This window comes from Pseudoalteromonas sp. PAST1 (assembly GCF_021532515.1).
Lineage (GTDB): Bacteria > Pseudomonadota > Gammaproteobacteria > Enterobacterales > Alteromonadaceae > Pseudoalteromonas > Pseudoalteromonas simplex.
The window spans coordinates 20,530-36,614 of sequence record NZ_JAKGBH010000007.1 but is presented as its reverse complement, the minus strand read 5'-3'; the positions used below and the strand labels follow the sequence as shown (position 1 = coordinate 36,614).

At 40.4% G+C, this 16,085-nt stretch carries 22 protein-coding genes; 14 read left to right on the top strand and 8 right to left on the bottom strand.

Going from position 1 to position 16,085, the window contains the following annotated elements; genetic code table 11:
* Positions 1–15 precede the first annotated feature (15 nt).
* Positions 16–930, top strand: a complete 915-nt coding sequence (locus L1272_RS04940; protein ID WP_235372868.1) for a hypothetical protein — start codon at positions 16–18, stop codon at positions 928–930.
* Here the strand turns inward: L1272_RS04940 and L1272_RS04935 are convergent.
* Positions 927–2,213 carry a S8 family serine peptidase gene (locus tag L1272_RS04935; protein ID WP_235372867.1) on the bottom strand — a complete coding sequence of 429 codons (1,287 nt, stop codon included), beginning with the start codon at positions 2,211–2,213 and terminating at the stop codon, positions 927–929. The genes L1272_RS04940 and L1272_RS04935 overlap by 4 nt on opposite strands.
* A 170-nt stretch (positions 2,214–2,383) precedes the next feature.
* Between L1272_RS04935 and L1272_RS04930 the strand changes: the two genes are divergently transcribed.
* The 5 genes from L1272_RS04930 (at position 2,384) to dps (ending at position 5,372) form a co-directional block, all read left to right on the top strand.
* Positions 2,384–2,875 carry an RNA polymerase sigma factor gene (locus L1272_RS04930; protein ID WP_187489964.1) on the top strand — a complete coding sequence of 164 codons (492 nt, stop codon included), beginning with the start codon at positions 2,384–2,386 and terminating at the stop codon, positions 2,873–2,875.
* Positions 2,872–3,564, top strand: a complete 693-nt coding sequence (locus L1272_RS04925) for a hypothetical protein (RefSeq protein ID WP_194442761.1) — start codon at positions 2,872–2,874, stop codon at positions 3,562–3,564. Before L1272_RS04930 ends, L1272_RS04925 begins: the two co-directional genes overlap by 4 nt.
* A gap of 11 nt (positions 3,565–3,575) precedes the next feature.
* The gene (locus tag L1272_RS04920; RefSeq protein ID WP_235372865.1) at positions 3,576–4,040 is read left to right on the top strand and encodes a CC0125/CC1285 family lipoprotein; all 465 of its coding nucleotides are present in this window, start codon (positions 3,576–3,578) and stop codon (positions 4,038–4,040) included.
* Between the two features lie 166 nt (positions 4,041–4,206).
* The gene (locus L1272_RS04915; RefSeq protein WP_235372864.1) at positions 4,207–4,626 is read left to right on the top strand and encodes a CBS domain-containing protein; all 420 of its coding nucleotides are present in this window, start codon (positions 4,207–4,209) and stop codon (positions 4,624–4,626) included.
* 227 nt (positions 4,627–4,853) lie between these two features.
* A complete protein-coding gene (dps, locus tag L1272_RS04910; protein WP_235372863.1) occupies positions 4,854–5,372 on the top strand; it encodes a DNA starvation/stationary phase protection protein Dps in 519 nt (172 codons plus the stop codon).
* 60 nt (positions 5,373–5,432) lie between these two features.
* On the opposite strand, the gene corA is transcribed toward dps, so the two are convergent.
* Positions 5,433–6,389, bottom strand: a complete 957-nt coding sequence (gene corA, locus L1272_RS04905) for a magnesium/cobalt transporter CorA (RefSeq protein ID WP_054551888.1) — start codon at positions 6,387–6,389, stop codon at positions 5,433–5,435.
* 86 nt (positions 6,390–6,475) lie between these two features.
* On the bottom strand, positions 6,476–7,249 hold the full coding sequence (locus L1272_RS04900; protein WP_235372862.1) for a GGDEF domain-containing protein: 774 nt from the start codon (positions 7,247–7,249) through the stop codon (positions 6,476–6,478).
* A gap of 181 nt (positions 7,250–7,430) precedes the next feature.
* Here L1272_RS04900 and L1272_RS04895 point away from each other — a divergent pair, with 181 nt between their 5' ends.
* The 6 genes from L1272_RS04895 to L1272_RS04870 all read left to right on the top strand — a co-directional run bounded on the left by L1272_RS04895 (position 7,431) and on the right by L1272_RS04870 (position 12,127).
* The gene (locus L1272_RS04895) at positions 7,431–8,240 is read left to right on the top strand and encodes a heme/hemin ABC transporter substrate-binding protein (protein WP_054551890.1); all 810 of its coding nucleotides are present in this window, start codon (positions 7,431–7,433) and stop codon (positions 8,238–8,240) included.
* The gene (locus tag L1272_RS04890; RefSeq protein WP_054551891.1) at positions 8,237–9,295 is read left to right on the top strand and encodes a FecCD family ABC transporter permease; all 1,059 of its coding nucleotides are present in this window, start codon (positions 8,237–8,239) and stop codon (positions 9,293–9,295) included. Before L1272_RS04895 ends, L1272_RS04890 begins: the two co-directional genes overlap by 4 nt.
* Positions 9,288–10,076 (top strand): heme ABC transporter ATP-binding protein, encoded by a 789-nt coding sequence (locus L1272_RS04885; protein WP_199529166.1) that lies wholly within the window; start codon positions 9,288–9,290, stop codon positions 10,074–10,076. The genes L1272_RS04890 and L1272_RS04885 overlap by 8 nt, the downstream gene beginning before the upstream one ends.
* Positions 10,073–10,795: a HugZ family pyridoxamine 5'-phosphate oxidase gene (locus L1272_RS04880; RefSeq protein ID WP_235372861.1), complete on the top strand. Its 723-nt coding sequence runs from the start codon at positions 10,073–10,075 to the stop codon at positions 10,793–10,795. Before L1272_RS04885 ends, L1272_RS04880 begins: the two co-directional genes overlap by 4 nt.
* Before the next feature lie 24 nt (positions 10,796–10,819).
* Positions 10,820–11,260, top strand: coding sequence for an azurin (azu, locus tag L1272_RS04875; RefSeq protein ID WP_054551894.1), 441 nt, complete (start codon positions 10,820–10,822; stop codon positions 11,258–11,260).
* Between the two features lie 216 nt (positions 11,261–11,476).
* Entirely contained in the window at positions 11,477–12,127 is a 651-nt protein-coding gene (locus L1272_RS04870; RefSeq protein ID WP_138599884.1) for a tellurite resistance TerB family protein, read from the top strand.
* A gap of 203 nt (positions 12,128–12,330) precedes the next feature.
* On the opposite strand, the gene L1272_RS04865 is transcribed toward L1272_RS04870, so the two are convergent.
* Positions 12,331–12,558 (bottom strand): hypothetical protein, encoded by a 228-nt coding sequence (locus L1272_RS04865; protein WP_054551896.1) that lies wholly within the window; start codon positions 12,556–12,558, stop codon positions 12,331–12,333.
* A 91-nt stretch (positions 12,559–12,649) separates the two neighbouring features.
* Positions 12,650–12,898, bottom strand: coding sequence for a hypothetical protein (locus tag L1272_RS04860; protein WP_054551897.1), 249 nt, complete (start codon positions 12,896–12,898; stop codon positions 12,650–12,652).
* 157 nt (positions 12,899–13,055) lie between these two features.
* Between L1272_RS04860 and L1272_RS04855 the strand changes: the two genes are divergently transcribed.
* Positions 13,056–13,502 (top strand): carboxymuconolactone decarboxylase family protein, encoded by a 447-nt coding sequence (locus L1272_RS04855; RefSeq protein ID WP_138599883.1) that lies wholly within the window; start codon positions 13,056–13,058, stop codon positions 13,500–13,502.
* On the top strand, positions 13,495–14,265 hold the full coding sequence (locus L1272_RS04850; protein WP_187489969.1) for an AraC family transcriptional regulator: 771 nt from the start codon (positions 13,495–13,497) through the stop codon (positions 14,263–14,265). The genes L1272_RS04855 and L1272_RS04850 overlap by 8 nt, the downstream gene beginning before the upstream one ends.
* On the opposite strand, the gene L1272_RS04845 is transcribed toward L1272_RS04850, so the two are convergent.
* From L1272_RS04845 to L1272_RS04835, 3 genes are read right to left on the bottom strand one after another with little or no spacing between them, the layout of a single operon-like run.
* Entirely contained in the window at positions 14,262–14,468 is a 207-nt protein-coding gene (locus L1272_RS04845; protein WP_054551900.1) for a helix-turn-helix domain-containing protein, read from the bottom strand. The two genes, L1272_RS04850 and L1272_RS04845, sit on opposite strands and share 4 nt — an antisense overlap.
* Positions 14,468–15,025 carry a DUF2975 domain-containing protein gene (locus tag L1272_RS04840; RefSeq protein WP_166339193.1) on the bottom strand — a complete coding sequence of 186 codons (558 nt, stop codon included), beginning with the start codon at positions 15,023–15,025 and terminating at the stop codon, positions 14,468–14,470. The genes L1272_RS04845 and L1272_RS04840 overlap by 1 nt, the downstream gene beginning before the upstream one ends.
* Positions 15,022–15,876 (bottom strand): alpha/beta hydrolase, encoded by an 855-nt coding sequence (locus tag L1272_RS04835; protein WP_199529332.1) that lies wholly within the window; start codon positions 15,874–15,876, stop codon positions 15,022–15,024. The genes L1272_RS04840 and L1272_RS04835 overlap by 4 nt, the downstream gene beginning before the upstream one ends.
* Positions 15,877–16,085: the final 209 nt, after the last annotated feature.

The following is a 16,085-nucleotide window of genomic DNA, read 5'->3' as shown; positions in this document are numbered from 1 at the left end:
CTTTAGGAGATTATTATGCGTACAATTAATAAGCTCATCACCTTAAGTGCGTTAACCACAAGCATTCAAGTATTTGCTTCGGATGCAACTTTTCATGCTGATGCACAAATTGGCTTAACGACTAACTCCGATTTAGCCATTAAAGAGTTAGATGATATTTCTTCACAAAGTGATACGGGTTCAATACTTAAAGCTGGCGTTAGCGCTGAGTTACATGCAACTGACAACCTTAAGTTCACACCAAGTTATCGATACGAGCAAACCAATTATAATCAGCTTGACCAGTACGACTTGGCATTGCATCAATACAGCCTTGATTCTAGCTATAGCCTTTCTGGTACTGATGTAGGTATTCGTTATGACGGCGCTTTAGCAAAAGTAGCAAAAGAAACATTTTTAACCTTGGATCAAGCAAGTTTGTATGTGGGCCACTACTTTAATCCAACAACCTATCTGCGTACTGCAATTAGGGCATCAGATAAACAATTCGCCACACAGTCAATGCGCGATGCAAAAGGGTTAGGGCTTGATTCGAACCTGTATTACTTTATTAATCAGGGTAAAACGATGCTGCTTTTAGGCGCTAGTTTAGATAAAGAAAATGCTGATTCAGAGCAATTTAACTTTAAAAGTTGGGGCTTAAATACAGGCATCACTCATCGTTTTAAAGCGTTTGATATAAGCAATAAAGCAGGATTAAGCTGGCGCTATCAAGATAAAAACTACCAAGAAGTTATCAACCAACCACTTACACAAAGCGAGCCATCTCGGGATGAAAGTCGCAGTGTAGTCAGCGCATTTTGGCAGCTTTCTGTTTTTGACTCTTTGCAAATTGTTACTGAAGCAGAGTACGGCGATTATCAATCTAAGCTGGCAGCAAACACCTATACCCAAAGTATTGCTTCGCTGTCATTAAAAGCCAGCTTTTAATCGATTACGCCATGTCCAAACACCGCATCTTTGCCTACTTCACCTAAATCATTCGCTTGTTGCTGTAACGCCTGGTAAATATTTTTAGGAGAAGCATTTGGCTTTGCCGATAAGCATGCAGCCGCCGCTGAAATACGCGGCGCGGCAATAGAGGTTCCAGATTCCCGGCCAAGATACCCCCCAGCTTTTAACGTCATGACATTGACGCCTAATGCCGCAAAATCAATATAATCACCTTTATTTGACCAGCGATAAATTCGGTTTTGGCTATCTAGTGCCGTGACAGCAATGACATGTTGGTATGCCGCAGGATAAAGTGGCAGCGCAGCAGGTCCTTCATTGCCTGCAGCCGCCACTAAAGTTACGTGTTTAGCCGCTGTAGCATTGATTGCTGCCGCTAAAATAGCGTTGTCGGGCCCAGTAAAACTCATATTGATAACAGGCACCTCGTTAGCAACCAACCAATTAAGTGCTTCAACTATTGCAGCTAATGTCGCCCCTTGTGAAAAATCAGACTGCTGATAAAACACCGCCGCGCTGTATAATGTTGCCTCAGATAATAACGGCATGAGCTGCCCATACTTACCTACCAAAACGCCAGCAACCGCAGTGCCGTGCAAATCGGGGGATACTAAGTCATTTGCAAGAAATGACTGCATTTTTATCTGTGTGTTACTAAATCCCAGATGAGTCGTATCTATCGCACTATCAATCATGCCAATTTTTACAGACCAGTCACACATTGCTGTAAGCTTTTTTGTAGACGCATCTTGCTGAGAACCATTTTGCGCTTGATAAATATGATTTCTGTCCAATAACGCTGCATCATCGAGTGAAAGTAAACGTTGCAAATGCGCTTTTGAATCGTAATTCGTCGGGACAACAAACCGCACTAATGACAAACCCAATGACGTGTATTGTTTAGTGACGATAATTTGCGCGCCAATTTGCAACAGTTTTGCCTGATGTTGTTCATTCGCGAGCATTATCCATTGCCTTTCAACTGCACGAAAACCATGCTCAACGTCGACTTCAACAAATGCAGGAGCCTGCAACTGATTAAGTATCTCTAGCCTTTTGGGTAGCGAGGTCACAATGGCTGTTGCGTCGTCGATTAACTCATGTTTGCGTATGCTTTCTACTTGGCTAGTGATGCGCGGTTCAAGTTGATTAATAACAGGATCTACCTGTTCTATCACACCATTTATTGGCTTGATAATCGCAGCTGATAGCGTACTTGAAGTAAACAGCAAACTACTTAAAATGACTGATTTCAATTTCATGTTACAGTGACTTCTCATTTAGTTAGGTACTACTATAACGTTTCAGTGAAAGAAAAATTGCATTTATTGGGAATAAAACTTTTTCTTGCTCGTTATAGTAGTGTGAGTTGGCTGAATCATTGATGAGTTATTTCATTAATCGGCCCTTACCCTAACCAATAAGGGAAACTATGACAAATACAGTAACCAGTTTATTACCAGCGCTGCGACGTTTTGCATTTTCGCTTACCGGCAATCAAGCAGATGCCGATGATATTGTACAAATGACCATCGAGAAACTTTTACAAAAAGGCATGCCCGATGATATTGAACCACTAAAATGGGCTTTCAAGATCTGTCGCAATGTTTGGATCGACGAATACCGCTCGCAAAAAGTGCGCTTAAAGGCAGTTCAAAATACAGAACTTCAAGAACCCATCTGTGACGATGAACAAGAGAGTTTCGCAACCCAAGAGACTTTGCAGCGGGTAAATAACGCTTTAACAACCTTGCCAGATGAACAACGCGCTATTGTATCCCTCGTGGCAGTGCAAGGTATGGCTTACAAAGATGTTGCGCACACCCTCGAAATACCTGTTGGCACCGTGATGAGTAAATTGTCACGAGCCAGAGCTGCACTTTATCAATTAATTAAGCCTGATTTCACTAAGGAAAACGCATGAAGATTGATGACCAAACACTCAGTGCTTTTTTAGACAATGAATTACCAGCAAACGAAATGGACGCAATACGTAATGCAATTGCTGAAGATGAGCAACTCGCTTTACGCCTAGCTGAACTATCTGAAGTTGACATGCTAGTTAAACAACACGCAGCACAGATTGATGCAATGCCCTTGTCTGATGAACTTGCACAAACAATCGAGCAACATAATAAAGAGAATGTCGTTTCGCTATCCAAATGGCAGCAAATTAAACTAGCTGGTCGCAAACAAATGGCCGTTGCAGCAAGTATTGCGGTGCTTTTTACAGTCGCTATTGCTAGCTTTGTTCAACAACAAGGTTTGGAACAACCCATTGCCAACGCATTAGATCAACAACTAAGTGGCGACAACACACTATTAGATACAAACAGAAGCCTAACTGCACAGCTTAGCTTTGTTAATACTAATGGCGATTTTTGCCGCCAATACACGCTGTATTCTAAAACTACCCAGCAAACACATATTGCTTGTAAACAACAAGGAATTTGGCAGCTTCATGCATCGAGCGAGCAACGCGCAATGTCAAGCCAAAGCTATCGCTTAGCAAGTAAAACACCTGCGCTTGATAGTTACATCGACGAGCACATTCAAGGCCAACCGTTAGATCGTAACGCCGAACAACAAGCACTGACTAGCCATTGGCAATAAGCGAGACAATCATGAAACACGTATTATTAGCTTATATTACCATTGTATTAATTGGCTGCACCAGCAGCCAACATTCGAATGATAAAAACATTCCTGGCCTAACAACTAAGCAGCTTGCAGATAATCAATATATCCTTCGATACGAGACTCGTCACGGTTCAAAGCGCTCAGCGCTTGAGCAAAGTATGCTGCAAGCCGCCAACATTACGATAGACACCGGTTATGACTGGTTTCTCGTTGCCGAGCAGGCAGTTGATGTTGAACGCGCCAAGCCCACTAACAAACCTCGTTTCGAGCAAAGAGCCCACTGCGGTTTATTAACCTGCACAAGTCAAACTTCGCCAGCACTGCATGAGTCAACGTTATTAGAGCGCACAATAGTCGTACAATTAACAATCATTTTAGGAAAAGGCATAAAACCAAGTGAAAAAGCGCATGATGCTTATACGCTAATTGAACAAGCTAATAATTCATAAAATTAATATTTAAAGGTAAAAATTATCCTCATTACATCTTTTTACCTACGGCTGAACTGCATAAGTAATTACACCGTTAATCACTAATACTTTGATCTCACTTAAGTGAAATTAACTAGATAAGCGCTAAACTTACCACAACTTGATTAATTGTAAGGATGTAGCCATGACACACCTAGTTAGTGATTTAATGACGCCAGACCCATTTGCTATTAGCGCGCAAAATACCCTGCATGATGCTCATAATCTAATGAAAGAGAAAAATGTTCGTCATGTCCCTGTGATCAATGAGCATGGTGGTTTGGTTGGCATGTTAACGCAAAAAATCATGATTGCTCAGGTAATGAATATCATGGCTAATTACAGTGCCAGCGCCCTCGAACGCAAGGAAAAGCAAACTAAAGTGGTTGATATTATGGCTACCGATTTTACCAGTATCTCGCCAGAGCAACCGCTACACGAAGTTGCTAAGTTTTTTGTTGAGAACCGTCATGGCTGCATGCCTGTGGTTGATAAAGATAACAACCTAGTGGGCATTCTAACCTCATCTGATTTTGTTCGTTTAGCGGCGGCTTTACTTTCTTAAATCGTAACTTTATATCTGCACACTGAATTTTTTACAGAAGGTGTGCAGAGTTTTCATACTTCTTCTTAGCTAGTATCACCCTCCCTCAAGACTTAAATAAAATTAATCTTTTAAATTCAGTTCCTTATAATTTAAAAATTATTAGGCACAACGCTTGCTTCTATGTAATTACACATGCTTTTTAGATTAAAAGCGAAAGGAAATTTACAGATAATCTCGGAGGAGTAATGAGTAATTCATCATCAAAAATCGCAGAATTTACAGCACCGGGCGTTAAAGACCAAGCTGCAGCGGACACGATTGCTATTCTAGACCAACGCATGGTCGCTTTAATCGATTTACACCTCACTTTAAAACACATTCATTGGAATGTTGTTGGTCCTAATTTTATTGGTGTACACGAAATGTTAGACCCACAAGTAAGCGCAGTGCAAGAGATGACTGACACGATTGCAGAGCGTATTGCAACCATGGGCGGCGTACCTGTTGGCACACCTCAATCAATTGTAGAACGCCGTACTTGGCAAGATTATTCAATTGGTAAAGGCTTAGTTACTGACCACCTAACAGCGCTTGATAAAGTGTATAACGGTGTTAATAAAGACCACCGTGCAGCTATCGATAAGCTTGGTGAGCTAGACCCAGTTTCTGAAGATATGATCACTGGCCAACTGGCTGATTTAGAACAATTCCAATGGTTTGTTCGTGCACATATCGAATCGTCTACCGGCGAATTGAAAAGTTAAACCCCCTAGGTCTATCCGAAGACCCCTTGCCCAGCATTTGCTGGGCTTTTTTATGCTTTGTTACAACCAACCTTTATGTTTAAAGAACAAGTAAGGTGCAAAGCCAGACAGCAACATAATGCCAATTGCAAACGGGTAACCCCATGCCCATTGCAGTTCAGGCATACTGTTAAAATTCATCCCATAAATACTGGCGACAACGGTTGGAGGTAAAAACACCACAGAGGCAATAGAGAAGGTTTTGATAATTTGGTTTTGTTCGATGTTAATAAAACCCTGAGTCGAGTCCATTAAGAAATTCACCTTATCAAACAAAAATGTACAGTGAGACATAAGGGTATCAATATCGAGTACAATTTCACGTAGTGATTCGCGGTCTTCTGTCGGCGCTCCTAGGTGGCGCAGTAAAAACGAAATATTCCGGCGCGTATCCATCAAACATAAACGCACCTTACCGTTATTATCTTCAAGGCGAGAAATTCGGCTAACGGCTTCTTCTAAGTCAGAGTCATCCTCTTCAAGTACATAGGCACTGAGTTTTTCTAACTGATGATGCATGTCTTCAAGCATATCAGCGTGGTTTTCGACTTTTTGGTCAAATAAAGTCACCAAAAGTTGCTTTGGATTATCACACGCCACTTGCCCTTTCCGAGCACGTAGTCGTAATAGACGAAAATCGGCTAGTTCATCATCGCGGATTGTCAGCAAACAGTTGTCTTGTAACAAACAAGCTACGGTTACCGTGTTAAAGCGCCCTTCGTTTGGTGACATGAAAAGCGCATGCACATGCAAGCCTTCATGGTCGATAAAGCAACGAGAAGAGGCCTCGATTTCTTCAACATCATCAGCGCCGGGTAAGGTGATATTAAGGGTGCTTGCCAGCGCTTGTCGTTCTTCTTCAGTCGGATTTATAGTATCAATCCAATGGGCATTCTTAATAGCGGTTGCAAGAGGCATATCAGCAGCTGGCTCTGTTTCTGTGATCACACCTTGGTCTATAGAAAAAAATCGTAACATGCGCCCTACTTAAAAAATAAAATTATTTAAAGAATTTAGGTGTTTCAAAGACAAACAATATATCAGTGTTTTTATGGAGCAAGCCATTAAAATAGCTTGGCAAATGCAAGCTGGTTTCGCCCAGATGATTTAGCGCTATACAGTGCATTATCAGCTCTTTTCATTAACGATATTAAGTTTTCTTCATGAGGACGGTCCCAATCAGCTACCCCTAAACTAACTGTAATCTTTAGCGGTTGCTCAGCGTAATTAATTGTCATCTTTGCGACAGATTTACGGAGCAATTCTAGCTTCTGTTTTGCCTCTACCACTCGCGTGTTTACCAAAATTAGAGCAAACTCTTCGCCCCCTAAACGACCTAGTAAATCCTCTTGCCTTAAAGTTTTCTTGACTAGGTTTGCAAAACTTACCAATACCTCATCTCCAGCAGCATGACCGTATGTATCATTAATTTTTTTGAAGTGATCTAAGTCTAAATAAGCAAATACAACTGGTTGATTATTACTTTGACACATTTGCAATAGTTCATTCCCTTGAGCTAGAAACTCTCGACGAGATAGCAATCCTGTTAAATGATCATACATTGCTAGTTTTCGATGTGTTTCCTCTAATTTTTGAACTTTAATCATCAAACCACTAATAGACCATGAAACGATTGGTGCAGTAACTGCAGGAGCAATTGTCGCTATAATAAAAATGATAGGCATCATTTCTGTCCTTGTAGCCAGAAGAATCAAGAAAGTAATCAGTAAAGAAATTGCAATACTAATCACTGTAATAAAAAGCATCCTAAGCCAACGGCTTTTTTCTCTTTCTCGATAATCCATTAAAGTTCGTTCTGTTTCATAAAAACGCCTCATGCAAGCCTCCCGCCCTCAAAGTGATAGATGATCGAGTATAATCTAAATTTCATCCAACAAGACTAGCACAAAGAGTTGAACTACGAAGTTACACCCTCAAACACATATTGATTGTGATAACTATTTTCATTTGCATTTAATTAATTATAATAGGGCTACTATCATTCAAGTGAGTGCAAATATGAAATACTTAAGCGTCATGTTATTACTGCTTTCAAGCTCAGTCTTCGCTGAGCAACGAATAGTAAGTGCCGGAGGAACATTAACAGAAATTATATTCGCGTTAGGTCAGCAGCAAGAGCTAGTAGGTGTTGATCAATCGAGTATGTATCCAAAAGCGGCCACAGAGTTACCTCAGGTTGGGTATTACCGCGATCTTGCTGCGGAAGGTGTACTTTCTTTACGCCCAACGGCACTTTTTGCACTTGAAGGAACTGGCAGACCTGAAGTATTGAAACAAATCAGTTCGACTGGTGTAACGTTAAAAACCTACCCTAAGCCAGACTCTATCAGTGAGCTAAATAGCTTAATTACTAATTTAGGTAATGAATTAGGTGCGCAAGAGCAAGCACGTGCTTTAAATCAAAAAATCCAAAATAGCTTACCTGAAAAATCTTCGCTTACTGGTAAAAAAGCACTTTTTCTATTATCGGCCAATGATAGAGGCTTAGTTGCTGCCGGTACTGATACCGTGCCGCAAATGTTGTTTGAATATACTGGAATTAAAAACTTAGCGCAGACTCACTCAGGCTTTAAACCATTAAATAGAGAGATCCTTGCCGTAGAGCAACCCGATTTTATTATTGCACCTGCTCATGTCGTATACTCATTAGGTGGTAAAGATGCATTTTGTAAGCTGCCCGCTTTATCTTTATTAAAAGCAGCACAAAACTGTAAGTTACTGGTTATGGATAGCTTATTATCATTGGGGTTAACACCAAGAATAGCGATTGCCATTGAGCAAGTTAGTGAATATCGCAATAAGCTATGAACGGTTCAATTACTTTACCAATAGTGCTAAGAACAAGGCTTTTTCCTAATAAATGGATAGTCCTTTGCGTTCTGAGTATTGCCGCCTTATCTTTACTAAGTATTGGTTTTGGCCCCGCCGGCTGGGATTGGCGTTTAGCTATTGCTTGGCTTGCGCCAGAGCACTTTACACAGTTTGACCCGTTACAAATTAATGTTGTTACGCAAATTCGTTTACCACGTTTTATGTTAGCTGTAATGATTGGTTTAGTGCTGGCTCAAACAGGAACGGCAACTCAAGCCCTGTGCCGTAATCCACTTGCCGACCCATCTATTATTGGTATTAGTTCAGGCGCTGCAGTTATTGCAGTGGCATTTATCGCACTGGGTGCGAAATTTGATTTTCAAGCCGATAAATATTTACCTTATGCCGCATTTTTAGGTGCATTGGCTGTCACGCTTTTTGTTTACCTGATCGCTAAACAGGCCGGTCAAGTTAATGTGACGACCTTGATTTTGGTCGGTGTAGCAGTAAACGCTCTTGCCTTTGCATTAATAGGGTTATTAAGTTTTTATGCTGATGACAGTGCGCTGAGGTTAATAAACTATTGGACTATGGGCTCACTTGGCGGTGCTACGTGGGCTAATTTAAATCAAGCATTACCACTGTTACTTATCAGTGCAATTGGCCTGTGGTATTTAAAAGAACCTATGAATTGTTTACTGCTAGGTGAATCACAAGCTCAGTATTTAGGAATAAACACGCAGACTCTTAAATTTCAAATCATTATTTTAGTTGCATTAGGTGTGGGAGCAAGTGTCGCAATGACAGGCTTAATCGGGTTTGTTGGTTTGGTTGTTCCGCATATTGCAAGGCTTATGGTGGGTCCCCATTTACGGGTTATGATGCCTTTGTGTATGTTGCTTGGCATTATCGTTTTATTACTCTCTGATTGGCTCGCACGCACATTAGTCATGCCAGCAGAGCTTCCTATTGGGATTATCACCGCCCTACTTGGTGCGCCTTTGTTTATCTACCTTATTTTAAAAAGTAAGCAAGGAGGCGCAATTGCTTAGTTTTAATAACTTAAGTGTTAATTACGGCGAAAAAGCCATCTTGCAAGATTTAACTGGTAAGATTAAAGCAGGTCAATGTGTGGGCTTAATTGGTGAAAATGGAGCTGGAAAATCCACCTTGCTCCACACTCTAGCCGGAAGTCATCCTTATCAAGGTGAAATACTGCTCCACAACCACCCCTTAGCAAAATTTAGCCAAGCTAAACTGGCCCATCAACGTGCCGTTGTTATGCAGTCTCAGCAGCTAGGTTTTGCATTCACAGTGCAAGAGCTTGTCGCAATGGGGCGCTACCCTTACAAAGAAACAACGCAGCACTGTGCTAAAAAAGTAGCTCAATACATTGATTTTATGGAGCTGGGTCACTTGAGAGATCGTCGTGCCACGGCTTTATCGGGCGGCGAGTTACAACGAGTGAGTATGGCGCGTTGTTTAGCGCAACTCGATGCATTTAGTGATGATGCTCAGCCGAAGCTCATGTTATTAGATGAGCCAACTTCAGCGCTCGACATGCGCCACCAGCATGCTTTATTGGGTTGTGTTAACAAGTTTGTTGAGCAAGGCAATGCCGCCATTATTGCAATCCACGACTTAAATTTAGCAAGTCTTTATACCAGCGACATTATTATGTTGCATCAAAAACAGATTTTGGCGTCTGGCAGAACATCAGACGTCCTCACTGAACATAATTTAAAACACATTTACGCCATGCCTTTGTATGTTAAGTCACATCCACTGCATGACGCCCCAATGATTTATTCTCAACGTCAGGAGTTTTCATGAGAACACAAGCCGTCAACGACGCCAAGCAATTGGTATACAAAAAAAATAGCGGAGTAATGTCTACCCTTTCATATAATTTACGCGGCTATCCATTTGGCTCTGTAACTCCTTACATGCGTGATGAGCAAGGAAAACTGTATTTTTTTATCAGCGATATTGCTCAACACACTAAAAACCTAGTTCACGACAAGCGCATGAGTCTAACAATATTTGATGCAGCGCAAACAGGCGATCAAAACGAACATGGTCGAGTAACCATCGTGGGTGATGGCTCATTAGTTCCAGCAGAACATGCTGAAGTATTACTCAACAAATATATTGCTTTATACCCAGAAGCTGACTCTTATCGTAGCGCTCATGACTTTAACTTATGGCAATTAGACCCTGTTCGCATTCGCTATATAGGCGGCTTTGGCAAGATTTTTTGGATTGAAAAAGATGAATGGCTTACATCAGAAAAAGCATGGGATGACAACCAAGAGCTGCATATGATCAATCATATGAACGAAGACCACAAAGATGCAATGTCCTTAATTCTAAACCATCACTACCACGTTGACGACACAGCACCCGTTATGAATGGTTTGCTACCGCAAGGCTGCTACATCAGAAGCCATAATAAGAACTACTACATCCCTTTTAATGAGGTATGTGATAACCCTCAAGCAGTACGAAAAGCACTTGTTCAACTAACTAAAGATGCACGTGCCACTGTATAAATATGTTCATTTAAGGAGAATACCATGAAGAAAATTTTAGGCTCTATTTTGTTTATTCTTGCAGCTTCAGCAAATGCTAATGAATGTGAACTAACAATTGAATCAAACGATATGATGCAGTTTTCAACTAAGTCATTAACTGCCCCAAAAAGCTGTAAAGAAGTGACGGTAACACTAAAACATACTGGCAAATTACCAAAAAATGCCATGGGCCATAACTGGGTGCTTTCTAAACAAGCAGATATTCCAGATATCGCCAGCGATGGCATGGGCGCAGGGCTTGACAAAAATTACCTAAAAGAAGGTGATAGTCGTGTACTTGCTGCAACTAAAATTATAGGGGGTGGCGAACAAACCAGCGTAACCTTCGCAAGCAACCTTTTAAAAGAGGGCGAAAATTATGCATTTTTCTGCTCATACCCTGGTCACTACGCAATTATGCAAGGGACGTTTACCTTAATTTAAACCTTATATTTTCACCAATAGATAGCCAGCTAGTTTGCTGGCTTTCTTGACTTAAGTTAATCTCTATTCACCCCAATAGCAGGTTTTAATATTGCCGATAGAATACCCAATAAAAATATACCACCAATTGTTAACTGATGTGTTTTGTAACATTTATCTCGTTTCCTTTTGATTTTAAATCACCTAATCTGGGCACATATCTGCAAGGAGAGAACAATGAAAGACTTACAAAAATTAGTGGGTAATTTAAATAAATCAGGCGCGCTGAATGGCTTTTTGGGTGGTGTTGCCGGCGGTGGGCTAACGAGCTTGATGGGCGGAAAAAGTAAAAAGAGCAGTAAAAAAGCCGTAAAATATGGTGCGCTTGCTGCTGTCGGTGGCCTTGCTTGGAAAGCCTATAAACAATACTCAGAACAAAAAGCGGCTCCAGTTCAGCAAACTAGTTCTCGTGGTTTTGATTTTACCCCCGCCACGCTGCCCGAGCAGTCATTCACTGATGCAATCGACGATAATCACAGTGATGGGCAATTATTACTCATGCGCGCTATGATTGCAGCGGCCTATGCTGATGGCCACATTGATGAAACCGAAAGACAAAAAATCTTCGCACAAGTAGAAACAATGCAATTGTCAGTGCAAGAAAAAGCCATGCTGTTTGATGAGCTAAGAAAACCAATGCAACTATCAGAGTTAGTTGCCGCTGTGCCAAACGCACAAATGGGTATTGAAGTATATGCAGCCAGTGCCAGTGCAATTGATTTGAACCAAACAGTTTCTAAACACTACTTAGACACATTGGCCAATCAGTTATGCATTCCTAGCGAACTGGTAATGAGTATTCATAGAGAACTTTACACGATTAGCTAAACCATTAACATTATTAGTTATTAGATACAAAAGAACGCCAGCAAAAATTAAACTTAGTTCTGTTTATATGGATATTTTGCAAGTGACGTACAGCAGCGTCATCGCACAAAATAAAATATCAAAATACAATCAAAAAAATGGCCACAATTAACATGTGGCCATTGAAACGCTAAAATACTATAGAGCTTATTGCAGCCACTAATTCATTTTATTGTATTAGTGCTATTTCTTTGAATATCACGAATCCCTTGCTTACCTTCTTTTTCCAAAGCAGCAATTTGTTCAGGTGTACGACACACGCGAGTAGCAATATTGCTGCCAGTCGGTTTTTCCATTTTACAAATTAAGCCATCGTTACTTGCTTGTTCTTTACCTGAGTTTGCGCATCCAGATAAAACTAAACCAACCAAGGCCAACATTAAAAACCTCATAAACAAATTTCCTTTTAAAACTAACTAAAACTAATAGATAATCATGAAAACGAGCCGCCACTATAGCAATTCATTATCAACAAGAAAAACGCTAATGTGCTTTTTTAGTCCCATAACGGATCATATCTTTACCGTTTTCATAAACATCATTACTTACGTAACGACCCAGTAGCAGCTTATGACTATCATCAAGCACCGCAACAAATGGGCGACCATCACTATTGTTTGTAGCAAGTGCAACTCCGGCTACGTTCTCAAGCCCTAAACCGCCATTTTCAACTAGGCGTAAAAACGTTTCTAACTCATCTAATGTTTCAATTACATCGTTATCGTTAATCATCTCAAATACTCAGTGTTGCAAATGCGCGTAGCATAGCAGGATTCAAAATAAGGTGCTAATTGGCGTGTCTAAGAAACTCTATAAAATGTCGTTTTTTTGCAATATTAAACAATGCATAAGCACTAAGCTCGTTGAAAATATTATTTAAGGATCATTTATGAAACGAGCTAACTATTTTTCTTTACAACCACTGCTAATAAAGCACCTAATGGAACAAGAGCAACTTATAAAACAGGCTGCCGAAACGACTTTCAGCTTAAAAACATGGGAGCTTATTAAATTAAGAGTGTCGCAACTTAATCAATGTGCTTTTTGTATTGCGATGCACACACAACAAGCAAAAGACTATGGTGAAACTACGAACCGTATTATTGGTTTATGTGCTTGGAAAGATATGCCCTTTTACACTAACCAAGAACAACTTGCGCTAACTTTGTCAGAAAAATTGACACAAGCACAGCCAATTGATGATACTTTCTACCAATCGCTAGTTAAAGAATTTACAGACGAAGGGTTAGTCGCTCTCACAATCGCTATTAATGCCATTAATAGTTGGAACCGTATTGTGAAAATGTTTAAACCTGAAGTGGAGTTTAATGAGTAACCACCTTACCTTAGAACTGATGACCCCTAAAGGTGATATTGCCCAAAGTATTCAAGCTATTTGGTTTGCCAGGGCGAATTTTCAAGGGGAGCAATGGCTTGCTTGTGACGGAGCTACAGGTGTTATATTTCCTGTTGCAGGTGAGCTACTGCTTGATGACCATCAGTTGCTCCCCCCTTATGCATTCCAACAAACATCTACACATGCTTCTAAACTTACTTTTTCAGAAAATGCTGTGTTCTGTGGTATTCGTTTTAACCCGACCGTTTTGCCTGAACTTGAACGCTCTGCACACCCTATCGTCGCAAAGAGCTCATTAAATGCTATAGCAAAAACCTTGCAACAGAGTGCCAACCTCGAAAAGTTTGTGACCTTGGTCAAATCGTATTTCACTAGCCAGCACAGATTAAATCAACATAATAAACACTCAAAACATTTAATCCGTAATCTCATTGAGTTAACGCCTCTCGAAACGGCTTATCAGCGTGCCCCACTGAGTCAACGTCAGCTTGAAAGGCAGGTTAAGGAGCAATGTGGTGTCACACCTAAATATTTTGAACGTATTTACCGAGTAAAACTGGCTAAACAAGCAATTAAGGAAAACCCTGAGCAAAGCTTTGCAGATATTGCTGTAGAGTGTGGCTTTACCGATCAGCCCCATTTAATCAAAGAGTTCAAAGCAATAATGCACGTCACCCCGGCAAAATACCGCAAGTTATTAAAAGACGCTCAAACTAAACAAACAAAACTCATTTTGCGTTAGTCATCTTCAAAACGCAGAATATCACCTGGCTGACAACCTAAGTGCTTACAAATTGCATCTAAGGTTGTAAAGCGTACAGCTTTAGCTCGCCCAGCCCTAAGAACGGATAAGTTTTGTGGCGTAATACCTATCGCTTCAGCTAATTCTGTAGATTTCATTTTTCGCTTAGCTAACACAACATCTAAATCAATAATAATCGCCATTAAATCACTAACTCTTGCTCTTCTTGTAGTTGCTGTGCTTGGCCCATAATCCAACCAATAACATAAATAATCAACCCCACCACTAAACCTATAATATCAGTATCTTGTATCGTCACGACTCTTCCCATATCAGTTCCTGTTGCAAAATTAAGAAGAGTTATAAGTAGTGGTGGATAGCATACAACTAGTGCAAATTGCGCTAATAATACGCCACCTAACCATTTAAAACATTGGATATTTTCAATAGTGAAAAAAGATCCACATCGGTAAAGCAGAAATAACCGAATCAAAATTATATTGATAAGAAAAAACGGCAGCAATTGCACAAGACCCAGCCATAAAACACTATCAAAGCCATGCTCACCCAATGTCTGAGCGATTCCTTGCCAAGATCCACTGACTTCAAGGCCAATCCACATATGCGCACCGTTACTTTGCGTAAAACTTAACACATCACTGTCACTGAAAAGGACAATAATGCTTGTTACTAACAAACTAATAAGCGTAAAAAGTAGCAAGCTTAGGATCAGCGTACTCATCCACACTATTTTTTTCATGACGATTTACTCAGTGTTATTTGTTTTAAAAGTTGCTCATAGTGAGTCGCTAACTGCTTACCTGTCAACGCATTTGAATGATGCTTACCTTTTGCAATGTAAAGCTGCTTTTGCTGAGATTTTGCATGTTGATATAAATCTTCCGCTAACTCAGGTGGCGTTTGTGTGTCTTTTTCACCGGTGATTATTAATAGCGGTGCTTGGTAAACTTGTAATACTTTTAAATTATCAACTTGATTAACCTCTTCACTAAATTCAACACTAACAAACGGTTTAGCAAACCACGGAATTCGTGCTGCTGTCATCTGCTCAACATTTGTCACACTGCCTTCGAGTACGAGAGCATCGACGTTGCGCTGACTGGCAACATAACCTGCGATCATACTTCCTAAAGAATGACCATGGATCACCACAGGCAAAGTACTTAGATCGGCTCTGCCTTTCACATAATCAAACACCAGTAATGCATCAGCTTTTAGGTTAGCCACACTGGGTACTCCAGAACTCAGCCCATAACCGCGATGGTCCATCATTAGAATATTTACCTGAAAAGGTAAAAGTAGCTTGGCAGGATCCCCGCCTGCGGCACTAACGCGAAACTGGTTGCCACCAAAGTAAATAACTGTTGCGCGTGCATCTGCAACTTTAATTAGGGTGCCTTTAAGAGTGATGCCTTCATCGGTGGATAAAGTAACTTCTTGCTTTTTGGCTGTCGCATCAACATTTTGTATTTCCCGCATCGTTATTTTTTTATCCGGATACAAAAAGTGAGACTCCTCAACTTTAATTGTCGTACAACCAGTTAATAACAACACAATCAGCGAAACGATTGCTATAGAACCAAATTTCATTTTCTCGATCCTTCTAGTAAAAAAACTACTATGGCACTGAAAAAGTTAAAAAACAAACAAAAATTACCGAAAAACGATAATAAATTAACTCATATCGAACATTTAAAGTCCTTCCTTTGAGGTAAAGTATTGAGCAAAAGCGCTATCTCTGTTCATTCATTATTTCTCTAATTCTATTTTGAGCGATTTTATTTGCGCTCAGCTTTTAT

Bases quoted from the DNA above. Each gene is read 5' to 3' on its own strand.
- L1272_RS04940 (WP_235372868.1), top strand. From the start codon at position 16: ATGCGTACAATTAATAAGCTCATCACCTTAAGTGCGTTAACCACAAGC.
- L1272_RS04935 (WP_235372867.1), bottom strand. From the start codon at position 2,213: ATGAAATTGAAATCAGTCATTTTAAGTAGTTTGCTGTTTACTTCAAGT.
- L1272_RS04930 (WP_187489964.1), top strand. From the start codon at position 2,384: ATGACAAATACAGTAACCAGTTTATTACCAGCGCTGCGACGTTTTGCA.
- L1272_RS04925 (WP_194442761.1), top strand. From the start codon at position 2,872: ATGAAGATTGATGACCAAACACTCAGTGCTTTTTTAGACAATGAATTA.
- L1272_RS04920 (WP_235372865.1), top strand. From the start codon at position 3,576: ATGAAACACGTATTATTAGCTTATATTACCATTGTATTAATTGGCTGC.
- L1272_RS04915 (WP_235372864.1), top strand. From the start codon at position 4,207: ATGACACACCTAGTTAGTGATTTAATGACGCCAGACCCATTTGCTATT.
- dps (WP_235372863.1), top strand. From the start codon at position 4,854: ATGAGTAATTCATCATCAAAAATCGCAGAATTTACAGCACCGGGCGTT.
- corA (WP_054551888.1), bottom strand. From the start codon at position 6,389: ATGTTACGATTTTTTTCTATAGACCAAGGTGTGATCACAGAAACAGAG.
- L1272_RS04900 (WP_235372862.1), bottom strand. From the start codon at position 7,249: ATGAGGCGTTTTTATGAAACAGAACGAACTTTAATGGATTATCGAGAA.
- L1272_RS04895 (WP_054551890.1), top strand. From the start codon at position 7,431: ATGAAATACTTAAGCGTCATGTTATTACTGCTTTCAAGCTCAGTCTTC.
- L1272_RS04890 (WP_054551891.1), top strand. From the start codon at position 8,237: ATGAACGGTTCAATTACTTTACCAATAGTGCTAAGAACAAGGCTTTTT.
- L1272_RS04880 (WP_235372861.1), top strand. From the start codon at position 10,073: ATGAGAACACAAGCCGTCAACGACGCCAAGCAATTGGTATACAAAAAA.
- azu (WP_054551894.1), top strand. From the start codon at position 10,820: ATGAAGAAAATTTTAGGCTCTATTTTGTTTATTCTTGCAGCTTCAGCA.
- L1272_RS04870 (WP_138599884.1), top strand. From the start codon at position 11,477: ATGAAAGACTTACAAAAATTAGTGGGTAATTTAAATAAATCAGGCGCG.
- L1272_RS04865 (WP_054551896.1), bottom strand. From the start codon at position 12,558: ATGAGGTTTTTAATGTTGGCCTTGGTTGGTTTAGTTTTATCTGGATGC.
- L1272_RS04860 (WP_054551897.1), bottom strand. From the start codon at position 12,898: ATGATTAACGATAACGATGTAATTGAAACATTAGATGAGTTAGAAACG.
- L1272_RS04855 (WP_138599883.1), top strand. From the start codon at position 13,056: ATGAAACGAGCTAACTATTTTTCTTTACAACCACTGCTAATAAAGCAC.
- L1272_RS04850 (WP_187489969.1), top strand. From the start codon at position 13,495: ATGAGTAACCACCTTACCTTAGAACTGATGACCCCTAAAGGTGATATT.
- L1272_RS04845 (WP_054551900.1), bottom strand. From the start codon at position 14,468: ATGGCGATTATTATTGATTTAGATGTTGTGTTAGCTAAGCGAAAAATG.
- L1272_RS04840 (WP_166339193.1), bottom strand. From the start codon at position 15,025: ATGAAAAAAATAGTGTGGATGAGTACGCTGATCCTAAGCTTGCTACTT.
- L1272_RS04835 (WP_199529332.1), bottom strand. From the start codon at position 15,876: ATGAAATTTGGTTCTATAGCAATCGTTTCGCTGATTGTGTTGTTATTA.